Consider the following 19,522-nt stretch of genomic DNA (forward strand, 5'->3'; position numbering starts at 1 on the left):
TGGCAACTCTAAAATTAGAGTTGCCAATTCTATCTGTAATTTTTGTTATTTCTTAATGATCTTAGCTGTATATCTTTTTCCATTCACCGTACAATCTAAAACATAAACTCCTGTAATCAATTGGCTTACATTTATGCTAGACGGCATTGAGGTGTAGGTTTTGCTCCATAATGAAGTTCCATCCATTGCGTAAATTTTCATCTCTGTTTTACCCTCAATAGCATCTGCTAAAAAGATATTTACATTATCAGCAGCCGGGTTTGGGAAAACTCTAAAAGCATTCGTTAGTTTTCCGATAATCAAACCTTTGGATTCAATAGGCGTCGACATACTATTACATCCGTTGCTGTTTGTTGCCTGAAGAGTGTAGCTTCCTTCCCAAATTGTGGCAACCATTTTTTGAGTTGCATTTGGTATAGGTCTCCCGTTTAAATACCATTGATACGATGTTGCATCTGCTGAAGCTATTAATTTATTTTCACCTAAAAGCTGAATCTCCGGAACTGTATTTTCAAGAATCGAAATACTGGTTTTCAAGGTTTTGCCTAATCCGCTTTCATTGTAAACAGTTACATAGTAATCCCCGCTTTCTGTAGTAGTATAAGTGGGTTCTGTAGACCCATCGAACCATTCATAAGCTTTGTAATTACCTGGATTTAAAACTACATCCGGACCACAAAGACTTCCACTTGGTAATTCAGATTCGAAAGTATCCAATACAACTTTTATTGTTTCAGAAACCGTACATCCGTTCTTTAATACTGCTGTAACTGTGTAATCTCCAGCTGTACTTACTTCTATGCCATTTGTCACAGCACCAGTATTCCACGCATAGGAAGAAACTTCCAATTCACGCTCTAAAAAATTACTTTCTGCGTCGATATACAAGGTTTTATCTGCATATCCATGAATAACCGGACTGTCAAATATTTTGAAATCTAACGATACACCCTGGTAGGTATAATTTTTGACAATATTATTTTGTTCGATAATATCATTTTCCAATTTTGCATTAATCGTAAATACATGTGAATCTTCTCTGTCATCTAATTTAGGCTGTTTTTTGAAAGTATACTCAATACTTTGCCCAACAGGAATTCCCGATGTTACAACTTCTGAGATATTCTCCCCTGTATTTTGATAGTTTAAATCTAATTGAACAGAATTTTCTGTGATCACCTTTTGTCCTTCATTGGTCAGCCTAACTTTTACTTCGCTGTTGCCGCAAATGTCTTTTGGAGACAAGATCTGTAATGAGACATCCAAAACTGTTTCACTTATTACCTTTATGTCATCAAAAACCATATAAGAGTATCCATCAGATTTAGCATGTCTAAAACGCAGCATGGCTGACTTGCCAGCATAATTTTTAATATTCACTACACCTCTTTTCCATTGAGTATCTGCATATGTTCCCTGATTAGCAGCTCTCCATATTTCGGTCCACTGCCCATCTACCGGTTTAATATCAATAATTAGAGCATCATTAACATTACTCTGCATTGCATAATAAAATTCTAAGGCTGTAGTGTTTGCAGAGAGTTTATAAAGTGGTGAGACTAACTCACTATAATAGTAAGCACCTTCTAACTGGCTGTATAATAGTTTTCCATTTGTATCACCTGTGTGATCTTTTAGAGGAATTGTCAAATAAGTATTATCAGGAGTTGTAAGAGCTCTCCAAGGATAGTTGTCATCACTCTGATTCGATACAAATCCCGTCGAACCAAATATGGAGCCCTGAGTTATATTGGAGAAATTTTCCTTGCTTAACTCCGAAGCTTTGTCGATAACCTGAAAAGTACTTGCAATATTTTGTGCGCTTGAAGCACCATCTGCAGTAGCTTTCACATTAATTTCGTAATTTCCTGCTGCTAATTTTGGAAGACCATCTATTTTATAAACAATAGTCTGACCTACAAGTATCTCATCATTTTTTTCTATGACTACCGGAGCGCCTACTGCTGTTCCGTTTTGAGTGATTTGATATTCAACTTTAACTTTGTTAATTGTCTGGTAGGCTAAATTCTTAACACTTACAAAAAATTCACTTGAAGGAGCATCCTCATAAACAGTTTCCGCTACACTAAAATTAGATAATCGCAAATAATCCTTTTTCTCTTTAATTTCGATGTTATCCACAGCAAAACCACTAGCAAAAAATCCATTATCATTATGCTGAAATGCCACCTGAACACAAGATTTTCCTGCGTAAGCTGTCAAATCTACATCATATTCCCACCATGCGCCATAATAAGGCATATGAAAGACTTCTGTCCAGGTTTGTCCTCCATCGGTGCTCACTTTTACATAACCGTCAGATAGGTGCTGCGAATCTCCATAACCATCAAATGATAAATGTGCTTCTTTGTAATTTGTTAAATCAAATACCGGCGAAACCAGCATATCGTTTGAAGCATCACAATTACATTTGTCATCATTACTAGCCATAAATTTGGTGTGATCTGCAAGAAACCATCCTGGAGATCCTAATTCTGCACGTACTCCATGTTGCCATCCCGCTGCTCCTTTATTCTCCGAAGTTCTCCAGCCTTTGTATTTGCCTGCATCTTCAAAGTCCATTTTATATGGAAGTACGGAGACTTTCATATCTTCATTGTTCCAGTTATCGTATGCAAAAGTTATAACATTATTACCTTGTTTAACATCCTTTGTCATGTCTTCAGGAAAAACAGAAACAGTAATAGTGTGCTCCCCAACATTTTGAAGGTTGATGCCTGAAATGGAATACGTTAAAGTATCTTGAAACTTTGCAAAATTTAGAGTTATTTTTTCGGTTTTTGAAAAAACTTCATTTTTGGCAGCATCAAGGACTTTAGTGGTCACATTTACCACCTGGCTTGTTGTCGCAAAATTATTTCTAATTTTAGCACTTATGCTAACATTAGTATTGTTGATGTCACATTTTCCTGCGTCTAATTTGGCAGATAAAACTTCCAAGTCGTAAGGCGCATCACCCACTAGAATATTATCTACAAATCCTCCTAAAAAGCCATCGTTATAATCATCTGTTTTTACATGAAAACGAACCGCAACTTTTTTTCCGGCAAGATCATCTAAGCGCATTTGATACGGATCTTTCTTTAGCTGCGTATTTACACCTGTAAACCAGCCGCCTTGTGTATCATCATAATGCAGTGTTTCAGGATAATTAACATTCTCAACTTTTTTCCATGTTTTACCTTTATCTTCAGAATATTCCACAATTAAGCCATCATATCCTTTATGAAACAGATAATATAAATCAAATTCAATATAGGGAGAAACAACATTTGTAAAGTCAAAGATTGGAGATTCCAGGACAAAATCACCATTGAGAGTCATTCTTTCATTTCCTTTTATATCTGTAGTTGCCCAGATATACTGTGATTTAGTATTTCTAAATGAAACAGGATAATTCTGAAACAAATACTTCTGAGTTCCGCTCAGCGCTTTTGTATTCCAGCCTCCAGGTGTTCTTTCAAAGCCTTCAGAATAAGGAAGCTGCGTTACTATACCGCTGTATGCAGCATTTAAGATACTATTATTAGTAGTTACTGGATCCTGAGCTAATGTAACATAGCCCTCATAGGTATGTAAACCTTGAGCTGATAAATCAATAGAAGTATCAAAAGTAACCGTCATCTGAGATTTGCCCTTAAAAGCAGTCGCAAGCGTAACATCTTTCCAAACTGTAACACTTCCTGCTTTTGTATCTGTATATCCAATTTTTAAGACAGTTCCGGCTGGAATATCCTGACAGCCTAAATTAGTAAAGGTAATCGCTGGCGTATAATTTGCCATAAGCGCATCACCTGTGTACATTGGAAGATCAAGTGCCGTTACCTTGATGTCAAAATCTTTCTCTGCATTAGGAACAGTTATATTTGAAACAAAAGAATATCCGTCTTTCGCACCAAATTCCACTACAGGTTGCAAGTCAAGTTTAACTTCTACATAATTGACAGCTCCGCCCTTTTGGTACGGAATTGTGGCTTGAATTTTTAAAGTCGTCTCTTGACCCGGCGCTAAATTTTTCGCAAAAGGAACCTGACCATCAAAAGTATAAAAAGTTATCAATCTGCCTAAGGCGCTTGCCATTGCTCTTAATTTGAAATTCAGGACTTCATCTGCTTTGATCACAGTAGCTCCGGTATTTCTAATAGTCACATAAAAAGGTTCATCCCCTTTTAATGGTCCACAAGGCGTGGAAGGGTTTTCAACTGCCGTAACTACTATTTGTCTCTCAGAATAAGCTGTACCCACGCCAATAGCATACCACGCATTGGTAATTTGCTTATACTCTTCAGAACCTAGTCCATACAAATCTTCGGCAGCCATTAAAGTCGCCTGACGCATATCGCTGAAATTGGAAGATGGCGATAAATATTCTGTAAGGGTTATGTAGGCAAGTTTTTCAGCTTTAGCAAGACCAATAGGTTTTACACTGTAACTGTTATTAAGGTCATTTACTCCTTCTCCACCCTCTACTAAAAGGTAATACCAGTAATTGGTAATTCCACTATTGATGTGCACTCCCCCATTATCATAAGATGTATCTGCCGGGTTTGCCCAGTTTGCTCCTCCATAAGTATCAGGCTGCCCCTGAGCTTTTGGATTAGACATGCTTCTTAAACTACCATGGGAGTACAATTCATCTCCCAGCATCCAGATGTCATTTTTAGTATCTTTTGCAGCATAAAATTCAATTGAAACACCAAAAATATCACTAAAAGATTCGTTCATTGCCCCTGATTCTCCCTGATAAACTAAACCTGCAGAAAATTGTGTTACCGCATGGGTTAGCTCATGTCCTGTAATGGCCAAGCTTACAAAAGGCTGGTTGTCACCATCTCCGAATTGCGCCCATGCGCCGGTCCAGGAAGCATTTTCGACCTTATTGCCTAAGTGTGCCAGACCAAAAATGGTCATTCCTTTGTCATCAACACTATTTCTGCTGAATTTTTCTTCGTAATAATCTATCGTTTTCTGAAGTCCCCAATGAATATCAATTGCAGCCTCATTACCGTCTTTATCATATAGCTCATTCCAGTTATTATCCTGGTCGATATACTCTGTAAGTATTTCATCTGAAGGGCTATCATAATGATTCATATTTAAGGTATAGATTGGCACGGCAAATTTTCCCTGCAAAGCCTCTAAATGATAGCCATCGGCATATTGTTTGGTATTAAAGGTAACATTTCCGGAGTAACGTGATTTTCCTTTTCCAATATTATTATTCTCACCTGCTATATGAACATCGCGGCTTAAATCAATTTTTAAAATGATTTTTCCCGATTCTGCATCAACATACATAGTCTGGCTGGACTGCGGGTTTGTTGCAAAAACATCGAATTTCCATGCCAGGTGATATTCTGTTAACTGAGAAGAATAGTTTGGTCCAACATACACTAACTCACCTTCTGGTTTTGTCTTAATTTCCTTATGAACTAAAGAGGATAGTTTTTTACTCTGCCATACATACTCTTTTGCATTTATTGTCTTAAGAGCATTTTCAAGGGCTTGTGAAGCATTTACTTTGTATTTGCTGCTTGTTGGCAATTTTCTGCTGATCTCGCCAAATGCATCAATCCTGGTTTTGTTTTCCCTAACCTTGTAAATAGCGCCTTCTACAGGAACAGAATTATGCAATTGCTGATAGGTAGCTAAACTTCTTCCGTGTTTATCAGAAACTGATTTTAACTGCATTTTGTCTGTACCTGACAATTCAAAATCGGCTTTTTTAACCTCAAATACATTTCGTATGGTCAAGTTTGACGATTTAGCAAAAGATCTGACTTTTGTACTATCTGCGCTTTGAGTACTAGTACTTTTAGCCGTTGTACCGCTTTGGCTTGTAGTAAAAAGACTTTGACTCGCTTTTAATTGTTTGTTAACAGCATCACTTTCTTCCTGCGAAAGTGTCTGGCCTTTTATGCTTTTTTGAGTTAAAAGAGCACTGGCATCATCCTCCTGACTACCATTTTGATCAGTTGTTTTCTGAGAAGCCTGATCCTTTTTTTGAAGTGCTGCAGGCGATTGTATTGCTGTTTGCGCATTACTGTTTTTGTTTTTTTGCAAGGGTGACTGAGCCATTCCAACGGAACAGACCAAGAAACCTAACAAAAGAAACAAATACCTGGGTTTAGAGTAAATTTGGTTCATTTTTTTAATTTAAAGGTTAACATTAAGATTTTTGATTAATAATTAATTGTGTTTATAGAGTAAATAAGAAGCAACAAAAGCAAACCCTAAAAATCAATTTGGAGGTTGATTCTTAGAATTTGCTTTCGTTATTTTTTCTAAAATTTTTAAGAGTGCGCTCTTTCTTGTTTTTGCGTCTTCTAAGAGTTCTTCAAGACTTTTAGAAGGTTTCTTTTTTTTATTCATATTCATCAAACCATATTTATAATAGATTTGGTAAATGTAGAATCACAATACCGGGTACTAAAAAAAAGGAGTCATGCAAAAACAATCACAGCTGAAAATGCACCACTACAAAAACAATCATTTTAATACAAACACAAATAAATCAATTAGTTATCCTTAAAATTATTTTACAGTTAATCGAGCTTAAATGTGTTTAAATATGTAGATAAATTTATTTTTTCGTTCGTTAAATCAAACTTTTTTCGAAGTCGCGTTCGAGCATTTTCAATAGCGATTAATGATTGTCCGGTAATCTGGCAGATTTCTTTTGTAGTTAAATCCAAATATAAAAGAGCGCACAATCTTCTTTCCTTTGGAGTAAGTGAAGGATAATCAACGGCAAGTTTATCGAAGAAAGATTTATGGACTTGTTCAAAACTTATTTCAAATTCTTTCCAGATATCTATATTTAAATCTTTTTGAAGACGCTTTAAAACGATGTCGATCGCGTTCTGCATTTCTTTATTTACGGTTTGAAGCCTAATCTTTTTTAGATCGGTAAGGATTTCATTGATATTATCCGTACGGTGTATTTCTGACATTGCCTTTCCGATCAAAACCATATTTTTAGCCTCAAGACTTTGCTTAAGCTCCTGCTGTTTGGTTTTTAGCTTCTCTTTTTCTAGCTGATTTTTTATATTTTTGTTTCGGTAGCGTATCAGTAAAATAATAAGTGCCAAAATCCCTACAAGCATTATCAGGCCTGCTACATAATATCTAAATCGCTTTTTTTCCTCCTCAAAAGATCTTATCTGGTTGCGTACTTTATAATCCTGCTCCAGTCTGATCCTTTCCAGATTTACAGCCTTTTGCTCAATGTTTATGCTGTCGCTGATGATATTGTATTTCTGAAAATAAAAAACCGCATTTTTATAATCCTGCTTTTCCAGGTAAGCCCGATAAAGTAATTTATTCAATCTTAAGCCCGAAAAACTAAATACATTTTCTTTTGAGAATTCTAATGCCTGTTTTGCATTTACAATAGCAGCATCAAAATTTTTATCCTCTAATTTATACTGTGAAAAAGACCCATGAATAAAGACTTTTAATGAATTATCCACTGGGGTATTGATTAAAGAAAAAGCTTTTGCAAAGTAGATATCGGCATTTTTCTTGTCTTTTTTTAAAGCATAAGCCCTTGCCAGATTTGTATAAACGTATCCGGTTAAATTATTATTTTTTAATTTTTTTACTATATAATCTGCCTTATGAAAATAATATAAAGAGGAGTCTACGTTTTTACCCAAATATATGGTACCTATGTTGTTTAAAATCTTTAATAGCTTATCAGGTTCCTTTTTAGATTTTTGATAATGATATACATTCAAAAAATACCGTAAAGCTTTTGCTTCATTATTGCTTTTAGCATAAATAACCGCAAGGTTATTCTCTATTTTAGAAATTTCCTGAATATTATTATTGGCTTTGTAAATTTCGTAGGCCTTTAAGTAAAATTGCAAAGTAATATCTAAAACATCTTTTGAATCATATATATTACCAGAAATAGTGTAAACCAGTGCCAGAATTTCGTCTGAATTAGTAGCTTTTTTTGCCTCAGCTTCAGCTAATTCCACATATTTCACTGCACGGTTCCAATCGGAATCCTTAAGTTTTCCGGCAATTTTAAGGCACAGTTCAGCTTTTTTCTCATGATCATCTATAGTATTTAAGCTATCGATTAACTCTTTTGTTGAACGCTGAGAATAAGAAAGTAAACTGGAAAAAAGAAGAAAGAATGATAATAATCGAGCCACCATATTAAAAACTATAAATAATGGATTCAAAATTAAAGAAAATAAATTTAGAGAAAAGTTAAACTTCATTACTTATAATCGAAAATCAGCCTTCTAGATAATTTGGAACAGTCCTCCAATTTTCCCACAAAAAGCTAAGACAGTTTTAATAAAAGAGGTTAATGATTACCTTTTTATGTTATATTTTGGTTCAATCCCCAACGGGACTTCCAAATCAAATTGCTGACGCCATACTAAGACAGCCTCTGCTTCCAGTAAGCCAATCTCTTTAAATATTCTATAAAATTACACAGCCAATTGGTGCCATTTTTTTATTTATACTATTAAATAAACTAACTTTAAATCATTTGTCATTTTTTTAGATCACTCTAAAATAAAGTAAAAATATATATTTTTTTACATCTTTTATCCAGGACAAACTTTTGCTGCTTTGGCGTTAAATTCGCCAAGGGTATCATCTGCTCAAATTCAAATCCTTCGTCATATGTAAATTCAAGGGCGTAACGTGCGTTTTTCCAATTCATTCTGGTTTCTAAACCTTTGGTTTTCTCATTAAAAGTAACATTGGCATTTTGATGCAAAAGCAATTCTGAGCCAGATTGGTTAAATGTCGCTCTTTTACAATTTCCTTTTACACTGCTGCCAGCGCTTTTAGTTCCACTTGTTATTTTTTCGTATTTGGTTTCGATCCGACAGTTACTCTATTGTAAAGATTCTTTTGAAAATTCAGAAACTGTACTTGTACTCTAATAAATATTTATTTAATAGAAAAATAGTAATTTAATAGATAAAAAAAATATTGTATTCTTTATAAATCAAAATTAGACTTAAATTAGCATGATATACCTTATCCATAATCCTGCAGATATAGAATAGTAAAATGACAAATGAAGAAATTCAATACAAAAAAAATCTACCCGACAAATCTATATCAGATTTTGTGGAGTGTTTTTGGATGATTGAGAATACAACGGGAATTGAAAAAGAAGTCATTGTCATGCCGGATGCCAATTTTGATTTAGTTATTTCAAAAGATAAAGATGAGCCGTTTCAAATTTACCTGCTGGGACTTGGTACTTTATATGATAAAAGAAAAATGGAAGCCAATACAAAAATGTTTTTTATAAGTTTCAAGCTTTTAGCAGCCGAATATTTGTTTCATCAGTCCATAGCACATCTTTTAAACGAGTTTCAAAAATTACCAGATGATTATTGGGGATTTAAACAAACAGATCTGGACGACTTTGATGCTTTTTGTATTAAAGCTGCCCAAATTATAAAACAATTACTACCAGACGATATTGACAGCAGAAAACAAAAGCTGTTTGAGTTAATTTATTCCTCAAATGGTGAAATGACAATTGCAGAATTCTCTGAAAAAACCTTTTGGAACAGCAGGCAGATAAATCGCTATTTTACCAAATATTTTGGAATTTCTTTGAAAGTGTACTGTAATTTTCTAAAATTTCGAGTTTCATTTGAACAAATAAAAAAAGGAGAACTTTTCCCTGAACTCAATTATTCTGATCAGGCACATTTTAGCAGGGAAGTTAAAAAATTGTCCGGTGTAAGCCCTAGAGAGCTATCTCGAAATGAAAACGACCGATTTATACAAGTTTCTGCCATAAACAACAAATAACTTTGCACTGTAATATTAAATACAGCAAATATGTTATTAAAAGATAAAAAAGTAGCTATCATAGGCGGTGGACCTGTGGGCTTGACAACTGCAAGACTTTTGCAGCAAAAAGGTGTAAATGTAACTGTTTATGAATGGGATACAAATGCACAATCAAGAATATCCGGAGGAACACTCGACATCCATAAAGGCAGCGGACAGCTTGCCCTAGAAAAAGCAGGTTTACTGGAACTATACTATTATTATGCACGACCAACAGGTGAACGCAGTGTAGACATGCAGACTAATATTCTGGAAGAAAGTATGCCAACTGAAGAAAATAAATTTGATCGTCCTGAAATTGATAGAAATGATTTGAGGAAAATTTTATTGGATTCTTTAGATAAAAATACCGTCGAGTGGAATAGTAAGTTAACAGACATTGAAAAAGTAGGGAATCAATATCATTTAAAATTTAAAAATGGAAAAACTGCTTTATCCGATTTTGTAATTATCGCAAATGGCGGAAAAAGCAAAGCAAGAAAGTTTGTTACTGATATCGAGCCAAAATATACTGGAACTTACATAATACAAGGTGAAGTTCTAGATCCGAAAATCACTTGTCCTTCATTTAAAAATTTATGCAAAGAAGAAAATACGATGGCATTGGCTGAAAGAAAAATGCTCTTTTCTCAAGTAAAATCTAATGGCGCCTTAAATTATTATTTGTCGTTTCAAATTGATGAAAATTGGACTGAGCAGGAAAATATAGATTTTTCCAACAAACAAATGGTTCTTCAATATTTAAACAAATTATTTGTAAACTGGCATCCTACATTTAAAGAATTATTTAATGCAACCGATAATTTTGTTGGTCTGCCAATGCGAAGAATGCATTTAGACAAGCCTTGGCAAAGTCAAAGTGACATTACTTTAGCTGGTGATGCAGCACACGTAATGCCCGCCTTTGCAGGCATTGGAGTTAATATTGGTTTATTGGATGCCTTACATTTAGCTGCAAATCTTACCGAAGGTGATTTTCCAGATTTACTTTCTGCTGTTAAAGATTATGAAAGAAAAATGATAGCTTACGCCATTGAGGCACAAGAGCATACACAAATGGCAGAAGAAGGCATTCATTCCGATGAGAGTTTTGAAGAAGGAAGATTTGATAAGGAAGAATGGGACAAAAAAATTATAGAATCTAGGCCGAATTAAGGCTCGAATCTGCATCTCATATATAAAAAATATTACATGCAAATTCACACCAATCCCCAACAGGACATCCAAACCAAATCATTACGCCATTCAAAGACGTAGTAAGCCAATATTTTCAAATCATCCATAAATCTTATAGAAATTTGTCAAGTAGGGGTCACAAACAGCAAAAGGCGCCAATTGAAGACAATTGACGCCATTTTTTATACCTAATACATAACTAAAAAACTTATGCGGCAGGACTTACCTTTCCAATTCCTAACAGAAAATTTAAAACTCGCCTGTACAGATATTAATGTAGTCATAAGCAGCAGAGTATAACAATAAGTAACTCCAATAACTGAGAAAGGGTCTTCTATTTAACAATCAGTGCAATACTGGTTTTAGCATACTGGTTAATTGCAATTTTCACCTCATCAAAATTAGGTGCTGAGAGTTTTGGTTTATAATTTTTAGAAAATCCAAATCCTTCTGTCGGATAACCAATCATATTTCTATCACATTTTCCGTTATTATTCAGGTCTTGGTAAACAGCAATAGCATAATCGCCATCCGGTAGATTTTTGAACGTGTAGACCACTTTATTTTCTGTAGCTTTTACTTTTCCGATGGCAATCTGTGACTCATTATCAAGAAAGCCTTTGTCTTTATCGTACAATCCGAAAAAAACAGATCCTTTGCCGGGTTCTACGCCCGATACTTCAACGCTGAAATTATGTTGTGCAAACAGTGCTGAATTAACTGTTACAAGTATTATCAAGCTTATCATTTTAATTTTCATAAGTAATATTTTTTAGGATTTATAATAGAATCGTTTCTAGCTTCTCTTTCTCTAATGGGTTAAAAAAGTGATTCATTTTTTTTACATTCCCTTTTTTAAACGCCTGGTAGGGTTCTGATTGTGAGAGCAGCCATTTTTTTATAATACTTTTAAAAATGAAGGTGATTTTTTTTTGGAGAGGATGAATTTTCTGGCGGACCATCTCGAAATAATCGTTCAAATTTTGCTGCCGAAAACCTAGAATATTATTTAAATCTTCACCATCTTTTAAAATCCCGCAGTGAAAATTTTTCTCTGCAAACGCCTTTTGTGGAAAATCAGCTTTACCCAAGCCAAATTCAGCAAACATTTTGTCCAGAAAAGATCCATAAGTAATAACACAATCCTTTCCCCCTCCCAAGTTGAATATTTGCTTCTCTAATTTTTTTTGATTTTCAATTGCTTTAGTAAAAGCCCTGCCCGTATCTTTTGGCGTGCAGATTTCCATTGGTGTATCCAGCGGCATGTGAAACATCAATTTGGATATCTTATGGTTACCCATAATTGCAGCCAGACGAAAAATACTCCATGATAATTTAGATTTCGCAATCAACGACTCACACAACACCTTTGTTTCTCCATACTGATCACCGGGACTGGGCTGCAAAATATCAGTGATACTTATCTGGGGATTCTTGATCCGATCACCATAAACCGAAATACTGGAACTAAAAATCAAATAACAATCCGGTGAATTCTTCTCTAGAGCGTAAATAAGATTTTCGGTCCCTCTCACATTGACACTGTAAGCCATCTCTGGATCTATATCTGCAAGAGGTGGAATGATCGCTGCCAAATGGATCGCTACATCTTTATTTTCGGCAACTTTTAGCACCTCTTCTCTATTGCTGATGTCGCCATATATAATCTCTACACGAGATCGAAAGGGAGCCAGTTTTTGTACCGAATTTTGGGTTTTTAAATCAAAAACCGTAATTTCATAATCCGTATGCTGAACCAGATGCTGCAAAGTTTCAAATCCTACAGTTCCAGATGCACCGGTCAGCAGTATTTTTTTTCGTGATATCTTATTTTCCATTTTTTTTAATTTAACATTTGCCCTTTTCAATCCGCTTAAATTTTGATTAAAAAGCTATATTTGTTATACAATATGTTCAATATTTAACTTTGTGTTCTTTTTTATTACTACGTAAAACTATTAAAGAAGAATGTATTTGCTGTTTCAAAAAAGGATGCTACTGTTCATTAGCGAACAAACACTAATCCTTTTGTAGCGTATGTAAAATAATTTGTGATGGATTTAAGAAAAGACAGAAGGGTTCAGTACACTAAAAAAATATTGCGTGAAGCATTATTTAGTTTGCTGAACGAGAGAGAATTAAGCCAAATTACCATAACCGAACTGTGTAAAACAGCCGATGTCAACCGCAATACATTTTATCGGCATTATAATATTCCGATGGATATACTGCTTGAAATAGAAGATGATGTTTTTGAAAAACTCTCATCGGTTTTGCGTAAAAGCACCAATATGGATGATGTGATACTACTCAGCTGCCAGTTACTGGAAAGCGACAAGCAGATGAGTAAAATTGTATTTACCAAAGCGGATGGAAGCGGAATTCTGTCGCGAACCCTGAGAAGTGTTCGGAATAATTTTCCCATTGAAAATCAAATAGAACTTACTCCCGAAGTAAAGCCTTTTGCTGAAATGGCATACCAATTTGGCGAAAAAGGAAGTATCGCTGTGATCAAAAATTGGATCGAAAATGATTTCTCCATTCCTGCTGAAAATATTGCACAAATGATAAGTTATCTGGTAAATAAACTCAATAAATTATAGCAATTTTTATAAGCCATCAATTCCTAATCGAATCTCTCAAAGCGAGGTAAACAAGTATCTAAAGACGGGGCTACTCCGGCAGCCTAGTCCCGATAGCAGTAAAAATCCTTTTGTGCCGGGGGTTGGGCACAAAGGATTGGAGGATATAGCGGGAAAAGCTCCTAAAAAAAATATTAAACCCTAACAATAGTATTATATGCAAATCACTTGGTTGCATAAATTATCAGTTGTACCATTCAGCTTATTTTATAAGTAAAAAACAACTTAATTCACAACCTTCACCCGTAAGATCACACTGGTTCTTTTAGCGTTGGCTTCAGGATTAAAACCAACCTTCATCAGGAAATCCCCCGAATAAATCTTGGAGCTATCAATGGGCGACTGTGTTTCGGGATAAAGATTTATTTCTTCAATTCTATATTGTTTTTTTGGGTCGAGTCCCTGCATTTTAATAGGCAATCCAATTGTGGTATTGAATGTAGTGGCTACATAATAGTTGAACACAATTGCCTCCTCCTGAGTCTCCTTTACATAAGCCATTGATGCTACTTTTTCATCATGTGGGTCTTGCAACCTGTATTGATCGCCATGCCAAATGATATCTTTAATTCCATTATACAGCTTCACTGCATTTTGCGCATACAATAAATCCTTAGCATCTAATTCATTTACACGAATATCGAAACCCAGCTTGCCCATCATGGCAACATCTGTTTTAAACTTGATGGGTTGTTTACCCATATCAGTTACATGATTGTCCACAGCAATAGAAGGGAAATAATACGAATATTCCCATTGCATAAATATTCTGTCGAACGGATTGGTATTATCACTTGGCCAAAACTCTGTGAAGTACTGCAGGGCAGCATAATCAACTCTTGAGCCACCGCCTGCACAAAGCATCATGGGTGTTTTTGGATATTTGGCTCTTACTCTTTCCAATACTTTGTTTAAACCACGAACATATTCAATATAAAAGTGATCCTGGTTTTTTAAGAATGGTGAGTGGGCATTGTAGATAAGCGAATTACAATCCCATTTGATGAACGCCAATTCTGGCACTTCTTTGAACAATTGCTCCACAGTGTTGTACACAAAATCCTGAACCGACGGATTAGTAAGGTCAAGCACAAGCTGGTTGCGCATATAAAATTCTTTTATACCCGGCTGCCTGATGATCCAGTCAGGGTGTTTTTCATACAGTTCGCTTTTAGGATTTACCATTTCGGGTTCTATCCAGATACCAAACTTTACGCCATGGGCAGTAGCTTCCTTACCTATGGAACTGATACCATTCTTGAGTTTTTGTTTATTATACTGCCAGTCACCCAGTCCTGCTGAGGCGCCGTTACGAGGATATTTATTGCCGAACCACCCGTCGTCTAACAGAAAAACATCCACTCCTAGTTTCTTTGTATCTTTAGTGAGCTCGTTTAGCTTTTCGTCATTGAAGTCGAAATAAGTAGTTTCCCAATTGTTTAATATGGTTTGGCGTTGACCACTGCCTTGCGCCAATTGATAGGTTCTGGCCCAGCGTTGTAGATTACGGCTGGCCCTGCCTTTACCTTCATCAGAATACGTGTAAACAAAACGTGGTGTAGTGAACTTCTCAGATGATTTTAATGTGTAGTTTGATGAAAAGTTATTGATGCCTGCTGTTACCCGCAAATAGTATTCATCAAAGGTTTCAAAATCAATTTTAAAGTTACCCGACCATTCCAATGAACCGGCAATTACTTCACCTTCTTTTTCCCCTGCTGGCTTGTTGATGGATATCATAAAAGAGGATGAATGCAAAAGGTTGCTGCGTGTACCCAGCTTTGAATCGAGTGTGCGGATACCATGCAGTAACTGCTGTTCTTCCGAAAGCATCTCCCGGCCCCAACCACTGTAATGATTTTTAAGAAAAAACTTTTTTCCCTGAAGTGTAAGGTTGGCAGAAGCATATTTGTTCAACACAACATTACCCTTTTCCTTATGCTCTATTTCAGACCATTGCTCAATTACATCTTCTTTATAATAGGCCTTGTAAAATAAGGTAACCTGGAATTTGTACCTCTCATCTTTCAACACAATAGTGGTCAACGTCTGGTTATCATCTATTTTTTTTACTTCATGATTCACATACTGCAACACGACAGATTTATTCCCATCGCTGTGGGTTACAGATAGTGCAGGCTCCATCAGGTTAAGCGAACCCGATGCCACATAAGCTTCCCGCTTGTTAAACAAATCATCATTACCCACCTTAAACTTATCCAGCGAGTTGATGACAGCATATTCATCTGTATTTTTAAGTTTTTTCCCGAGGTAGGTAGCCAATAAAGAACTGTCTTTGTCTGTTTGCAGTACAAGAGCTGTATTTTCAGTTGATACCGTAATTACTTCCTGACTAGTAGCCTTGCCGATAAAAAGTATCATCACCAGGAAACAGGTTTTAAAAAGTTTTGAATGCATTTTATGTGGATTTTATATTAATAAGTCGGGGAACTTTGACATTGAAATCAACTTTTCCCATGGCCTTTCTATTTATATTTATTTGTGCTGTTTGGATTGATAAAAAAACCACAACTGCCGCTTGCAATAGTACAATCTTCCCAGATTGATAAATCTTTCTCTTCTTCTTTTGTGTAAAAAAATTTAGATTTAGCTCCTTTTTTATTGTTATAAAAAGTTAATGATGATTTTCCCGCAAAACTTGTTCCATAAATTCTCTCATTTTGCAATGGTTACAACGCAAACATCATTAGAATTAACAACCAATGTCCCTTGAAAAGTTCATATCTCAGGATATTTTTTCTTTAATTCTTCCGGAAAACCATTGTCTATTTCTTTTAAAGTATAATTAATCAATTCCCCATGGGTAACTTCCATTACAAGTATGCAAGATGTTTTTAAAGTGCTTTGTAATTTTTTAATTACTTCTATTGGTTCTGTCTTGCTTAAAGTTTGACTCATCATGGAGTTAAAAAAAAGTAAAACAGAAAGAAATAATACTTTTTTTACTAATTGTAATTTTACAATCATATCAATGTTTAATTAATTGTTTTTCTGGTTTAACTTAAACGAAGATATACCTGAAAGTAAAAACACGCTTTTAAATTTTATTAAAAATGTTTTGATTTTGTCCAAAAAAATATGGGTTATTTTTTGGACAAAAACTTTTTAGAACACCATTTTCATTAGCATTTCCAGAATATTGAAGTTAAAAATGCAAAAATAGTCCAGGTAATAAGATCGCCGGTTTTTAAGATGTTTCCGTTCCTCCAATCCCCAACAGGACATTTAAACCAAATTCATAAAACCAATGAAAGACAGACATTGCATGTAGCATGACAATTCCTCAAATCGTCAATAATTTATAGAAATTTGTCCCGTCGAAATCACAAAAATTTCAATTTTTAAAAGTATAAAACTAGACCCTTTCAATTTTACAAATAAAACAACAAGCTTCTGAATTTCTTGCGTGAAGATATTCAACATCGCTTTTTGTGTCAAAAATTTCAGCAATTAGTAAATCGATATCATTATCGCCAACTAATTTAGTAAAAATTATTTTTTGTTCTTTGCTATAGCCAATTAGCGATAAAGGGAAATTTTCTTTATCTTCTTTTAATTCTTTGGGGAAATTATAAATATCTAAATATTGCTCCACTTCGTCTTTGTGAATAAATATAGGTCCGGACTGATTAAAAGCATTGTTTTCTGAAAACGGACTATAAGCAAAAACCAAACGAATATCCTGACCAACATTAAATGGTTTCAACGAAATTCGACATGGTCCTTTTCCCGTTGCTAATTGCTCGTAAACTTCATTACCAAAATTATCAATATTTGTTTTCCGAATTTGGCTTACAAACTCTTTAGACAACGGAACAATTTTAAATTTTTTCATATTTTCTATATTTTAAATCAAAACAAATTTATATCCTGTTCCTCTTATTAAAAATCCATTTCTTGCTCAATTAAAGCCCTAATATTTTACTGTTCTATTTTTTCGCAATGAATTCTTATTGTAAGAATAATTTAAAAAATTACAGATCAATTTTAAACCGTTTTTTATTTATATTTTAAATAGAAAACCAGGAATATATAATTATTGGCAAATAGTAACTATTTTTGAACAGTAGCTTGTATTGGCTGCCAGTAATATTAAATGATATGAGCACAAAGAAATTAAATTCTACAAATACTTTAAATGAATATTACCTTGATGAAAGATGCACTTTAAACAAGGTTGTGCGTATTATCGGAAAAAGATGGGTTTCGGAGATTTTAGTACTTATAAAACAAGATGTTACACGTTTTTCTGGTTTAAAGGAATGTTTAAATGGCATTTCGGATAATGTACTTTCCAAAGTTTTAAACGAATTGGTTGCAGCTGAATTAATTGAAAAAGAAGTTTTTAAAGAAATTCCGCTTCGTGTAGAATATAGTATTACAGACAGCGGACAGGAATTAGTTAAAGTCTTGCATGAACTTTGCAATTGGGGCAAACAGCATATTCCTTATGAAATTCGTATTCAGCCAACTTCAAAGAAAAAATCTTAAGGTTTATCTGTTATCATTTCAGTTGTTTTTTATTCTTAAAAAGAACAATTATTATATTCTGAAACCAATACATGTTTTACAGGCTCTAATAGCGCTTACTCACTTTTTTATGAGTAACTCACAATTGGCAAACACGCATTAAGAGCTTTGATTACACCCTACATTTGTAGTGCCAATTGAGAAACGAAGTCTGAAATATTGTATTTACTAATCAGATTTTGTAGATCCTCATTGACTTATAATTATATGAAAGCTTATCAAATAACGAAGGACTACAGCATCGAAACTTTAAAACTAGTTGAAAAAAAGAATGCCAAACTGCTCCCAAATGAAATTTTAATTCAGATAAAAGCTGTTTCTCTAAATTACAGGGATTTGCTGGTCATCAAAGGCGTTGATCAATGGAAACCACCCCATGGACGAATTCCCGTTTCTGATGGCGTTGGAATTGTAGTAGAGACTGGAAATCAGGTAACGGAAGTAGCCATACAGGATCGTGTCGCAGGTTTATTTTTCCCCAATTGGATGGACGGAAAACTGTCTTCTGAAAAATTAGTCAATTCATTGGGAGGAAATGCCAATGATGGAATGCTACAGGAATATGTGATCTTAAAAGAAAATGAAGTTATTAAAGTTCCTGATTATCTTACCAATGAAGAAGCCGCTACCCTGCCCTGTGCTGCAATAACCGCCTGGCATGGCTTAGTGGAAAAAGGAAAGATCAAAGCCGGTGACAGCGTATTGATACAGGGAACTGGCGGAGTATCCTTATTTTCAATGCAGTTTGCATTAGCTGCAGGCGCAGAAGTAATTTTATTATCCGGAAGTGATGATAAATTAGACCGTGCTAAAAAACTGGGCGTAAACCATTTGATCAATTATAAAAGTGTACCGCAATGGGAAAATGAAGTCATGAAAATCACCAACGGAATTGGAGCAAAACACATTGTAGAAGTTGTGGGCAGTGATCATATCAACAAATCTATCGAGGCCGTTGCACTTGACGGAACAATATCTGTAATAGGAATAATGAATGGACTGACCGGAAATATAAATACCGCACGATTAATGAGCAAACAAATTAAATTGCAGGGCATAAACGTTGGTTCTAAGGAAATGTTCCTCAGAATGAATACTGCATTAGAAGCAAAAAAAATTCACCCCATTATAGATTCGGCCTTTTTATTTCAGGACACAATTGACGCTTTTAAAAGGCTTGAAAGTGGGTCGCATTTTGGGAAACTGGTTATCACATTTTAAAATATACCAGCACTAATTAAATACTTCCCATGAATTTAAAATATCAATTTTTAAATGTAGACGCT

The 19,522-nt window shown here is 34.8% G+C and carries 12 protein-coding genes; 5 read left to right on the plus strand and 7 right to left on the minus strand.

The annotated features are described in order from the left end of the window. Positions 1-45 precede the first annotated feature (45 nt). Positions 46-6,168 carry a M4 family metallopeptidase gene (locus tag B0A65_RS01320; RefSeq protein WP_083370389.1) on the minus strand — a complete coding sequence of 2,041 codons (6,123 nt, stop codon included), beginning with the start codon at positions 6,166-6,168 and terminating at the stop codon, positions 46-48. A gap of 398 nt (positions 6,169-6,566) precedes the next feature. Continuing rightward, positions 6,567-8,216, minus strand: coding sequence for a tetratricopeptide repeat protein (locus B0A65_RS01325; RefSeq protein ID WP_123890253.1), 1,650 nt, complete (start codon positions 8,214-8,216; stop codon positions 6,567-6,569). Between the two features lie 850 nt (positions 8,217-9,066). Here B0A65_RS01325 and B0A65_RS01335 point away from each other — a divergent pair. Together B0A65_RS01335 and B0A65_RS01340 are read left to right on the plus strand one after the other, a co-directional pair. Beyond that, positions 9,067-9,825: a helix-turn-helix domain-containing protein gene (locus B0A65_RS01335; protein ID WP_074658176.1), complete on the plus strand. Its 759-nt coding sequence runs from the start codon at positions 9,067-9,069 to the stop codon at positions 9,823-9,825. Positions 9,826-9,855: 30 nt separating this feature from the next. Further along, positions 9,856-11,022, plus strand: coding sequence for an FAD-dependent oxidoreductase (locus B0A65_RS01340; RefSeq protein WP_074658174.1), 1,167 nt, complete (start codon positions 9,856-9,858; stop codon positions 11,020-11,022). Positions 11,023-11,377: 355 nt separating this feature from the next. Here the strand turns inward: B0A65_RS01340 and B0A65_RS01345 are convergent, their stop codons facing one another. Both B0A65_RS01345 and B0A65_RS01350 read right to left on the minus strand, forming a co-directional pair. Continuing rightward, positions 11,378-11,803 (minus strand): DUF2141 domain-containing protein, encoded by a 426-nt coding sequence (locus B0A65_RS01345; protein WP_083370385.1) that lies wholly within the window; start codon positions 11,801-11,803, stop codon positions 11,378-11,380. A gap of 19 nt (positions 11,804-11,822) precedes the next feature. Next, positions 11,823-12,881 carry an NAD-dependent epimerase/dehydratase family protein gene (locus tag B0A65_RS01350; RefSeq protein ID WP_074658351.1) on the minus strand — a complete coding sequence of 353 codons (1,059 nt, stop codon included), beginning with the start codon at positions 12,879-12,881 and terminating at the stop codon, positions 11,823-11,825. Between the two features lie 216 nt (positions 12,882-13,097). Between B0A65_RS01350 and B0A65_RS01355 the strand changes: the two genes are divergently transcribed. Beyond that, entirely contained in the window at positions 13,098-13,646 is a 549-nt protein-coding gene (locus tag B0A65_RS01355) for a TetR/AcrR family transcriptional regulator (RefSeq protein ID WP_074658144.1), read from the plus strand. A gap of 264 nt (positions 13,647-13,910) precedes the next feature. Here the strand turns inward: B0A65_RS01355 and B0A65_RS01360 are convergent, their stop codons facing one another. The 3 genes from B0A65_RS01360 to B0A65_RS01375 form a co-directional block, all read right to left on the minus strand. Then, positions 13,911-16,103: an alpha-galactosidase gene (locus B0A65_RS01360; RefSeq protein WP_074658142.1), complete on the minus strand. Its 2,193-nt coding sequence runs from the start codon at positions 16,101-16,103 to the stop codon at positions 13,911-13,913. A 321-nt stretch (positions 16,104-16,424) separates the two neighbouring features. Then, entirely contained in the window at positions 16,425-16,673 is a 249-nt protein-coding gene (locus B0A65_RS01370) for a hypothetical protein (protein WP_074658138.1), read from the minus strand. A gap of 388 nt (positions 16,674-17,061) precedes the next feature. Next, on the minus strand, positions 17,062-17,541 hold the full coding sequence (locus B0A65_RS01375; protein WP_074658136.1) for a DUF1203 domain-containing protein: 480 nt from the start codon (positions 17,539-17,541) through the stop codon (positions 17,062-17,064). Positions 17,542-17,807: 266 nt separating this feature from the next. Here B0A65_RS01375 and B0A65_RS01380 point away from each other — a divergent pair, with 266 nt between their 5' ends. Beyond that, positions 17,808-18,197, plus strand: a complete 390-nt coding sequence (locus B0A65_RS01380; protein ID WP_074658134.1) for a winged helix-turn-helix transcriptional regulator — start codon at positions 17,808-17,810, stop codon at positions 18,195-18,197. A gap of 246 nt (positions 18,198-18,443) precedes the next feature. Further along, on the plus strand, positions 18,444-19,457 hold the full coding sequence (locus tag B0A65_RS01385) for a zinc-dependent alcohol dehydrogenase family protein (RefSeq protein ID WP_074658132.1): 1,014 nt from the start codon (positions 18,444-18,446) through the stop codon (positions 19,455-19,457). Positions 19,458-19,522: the final 65 nt, after the last annotated feature.

It is taken from the genome of Flavobacterium frigidimaris (assembly GCF_002217275.1).
Classification (GTDB): domain Bacteria; phylum Bacteroidota; class Bacteroidia; order Flavobacteriales; family Flavobacteriaceae; genus Flavobacterium; species Flavobacterium aquidurense.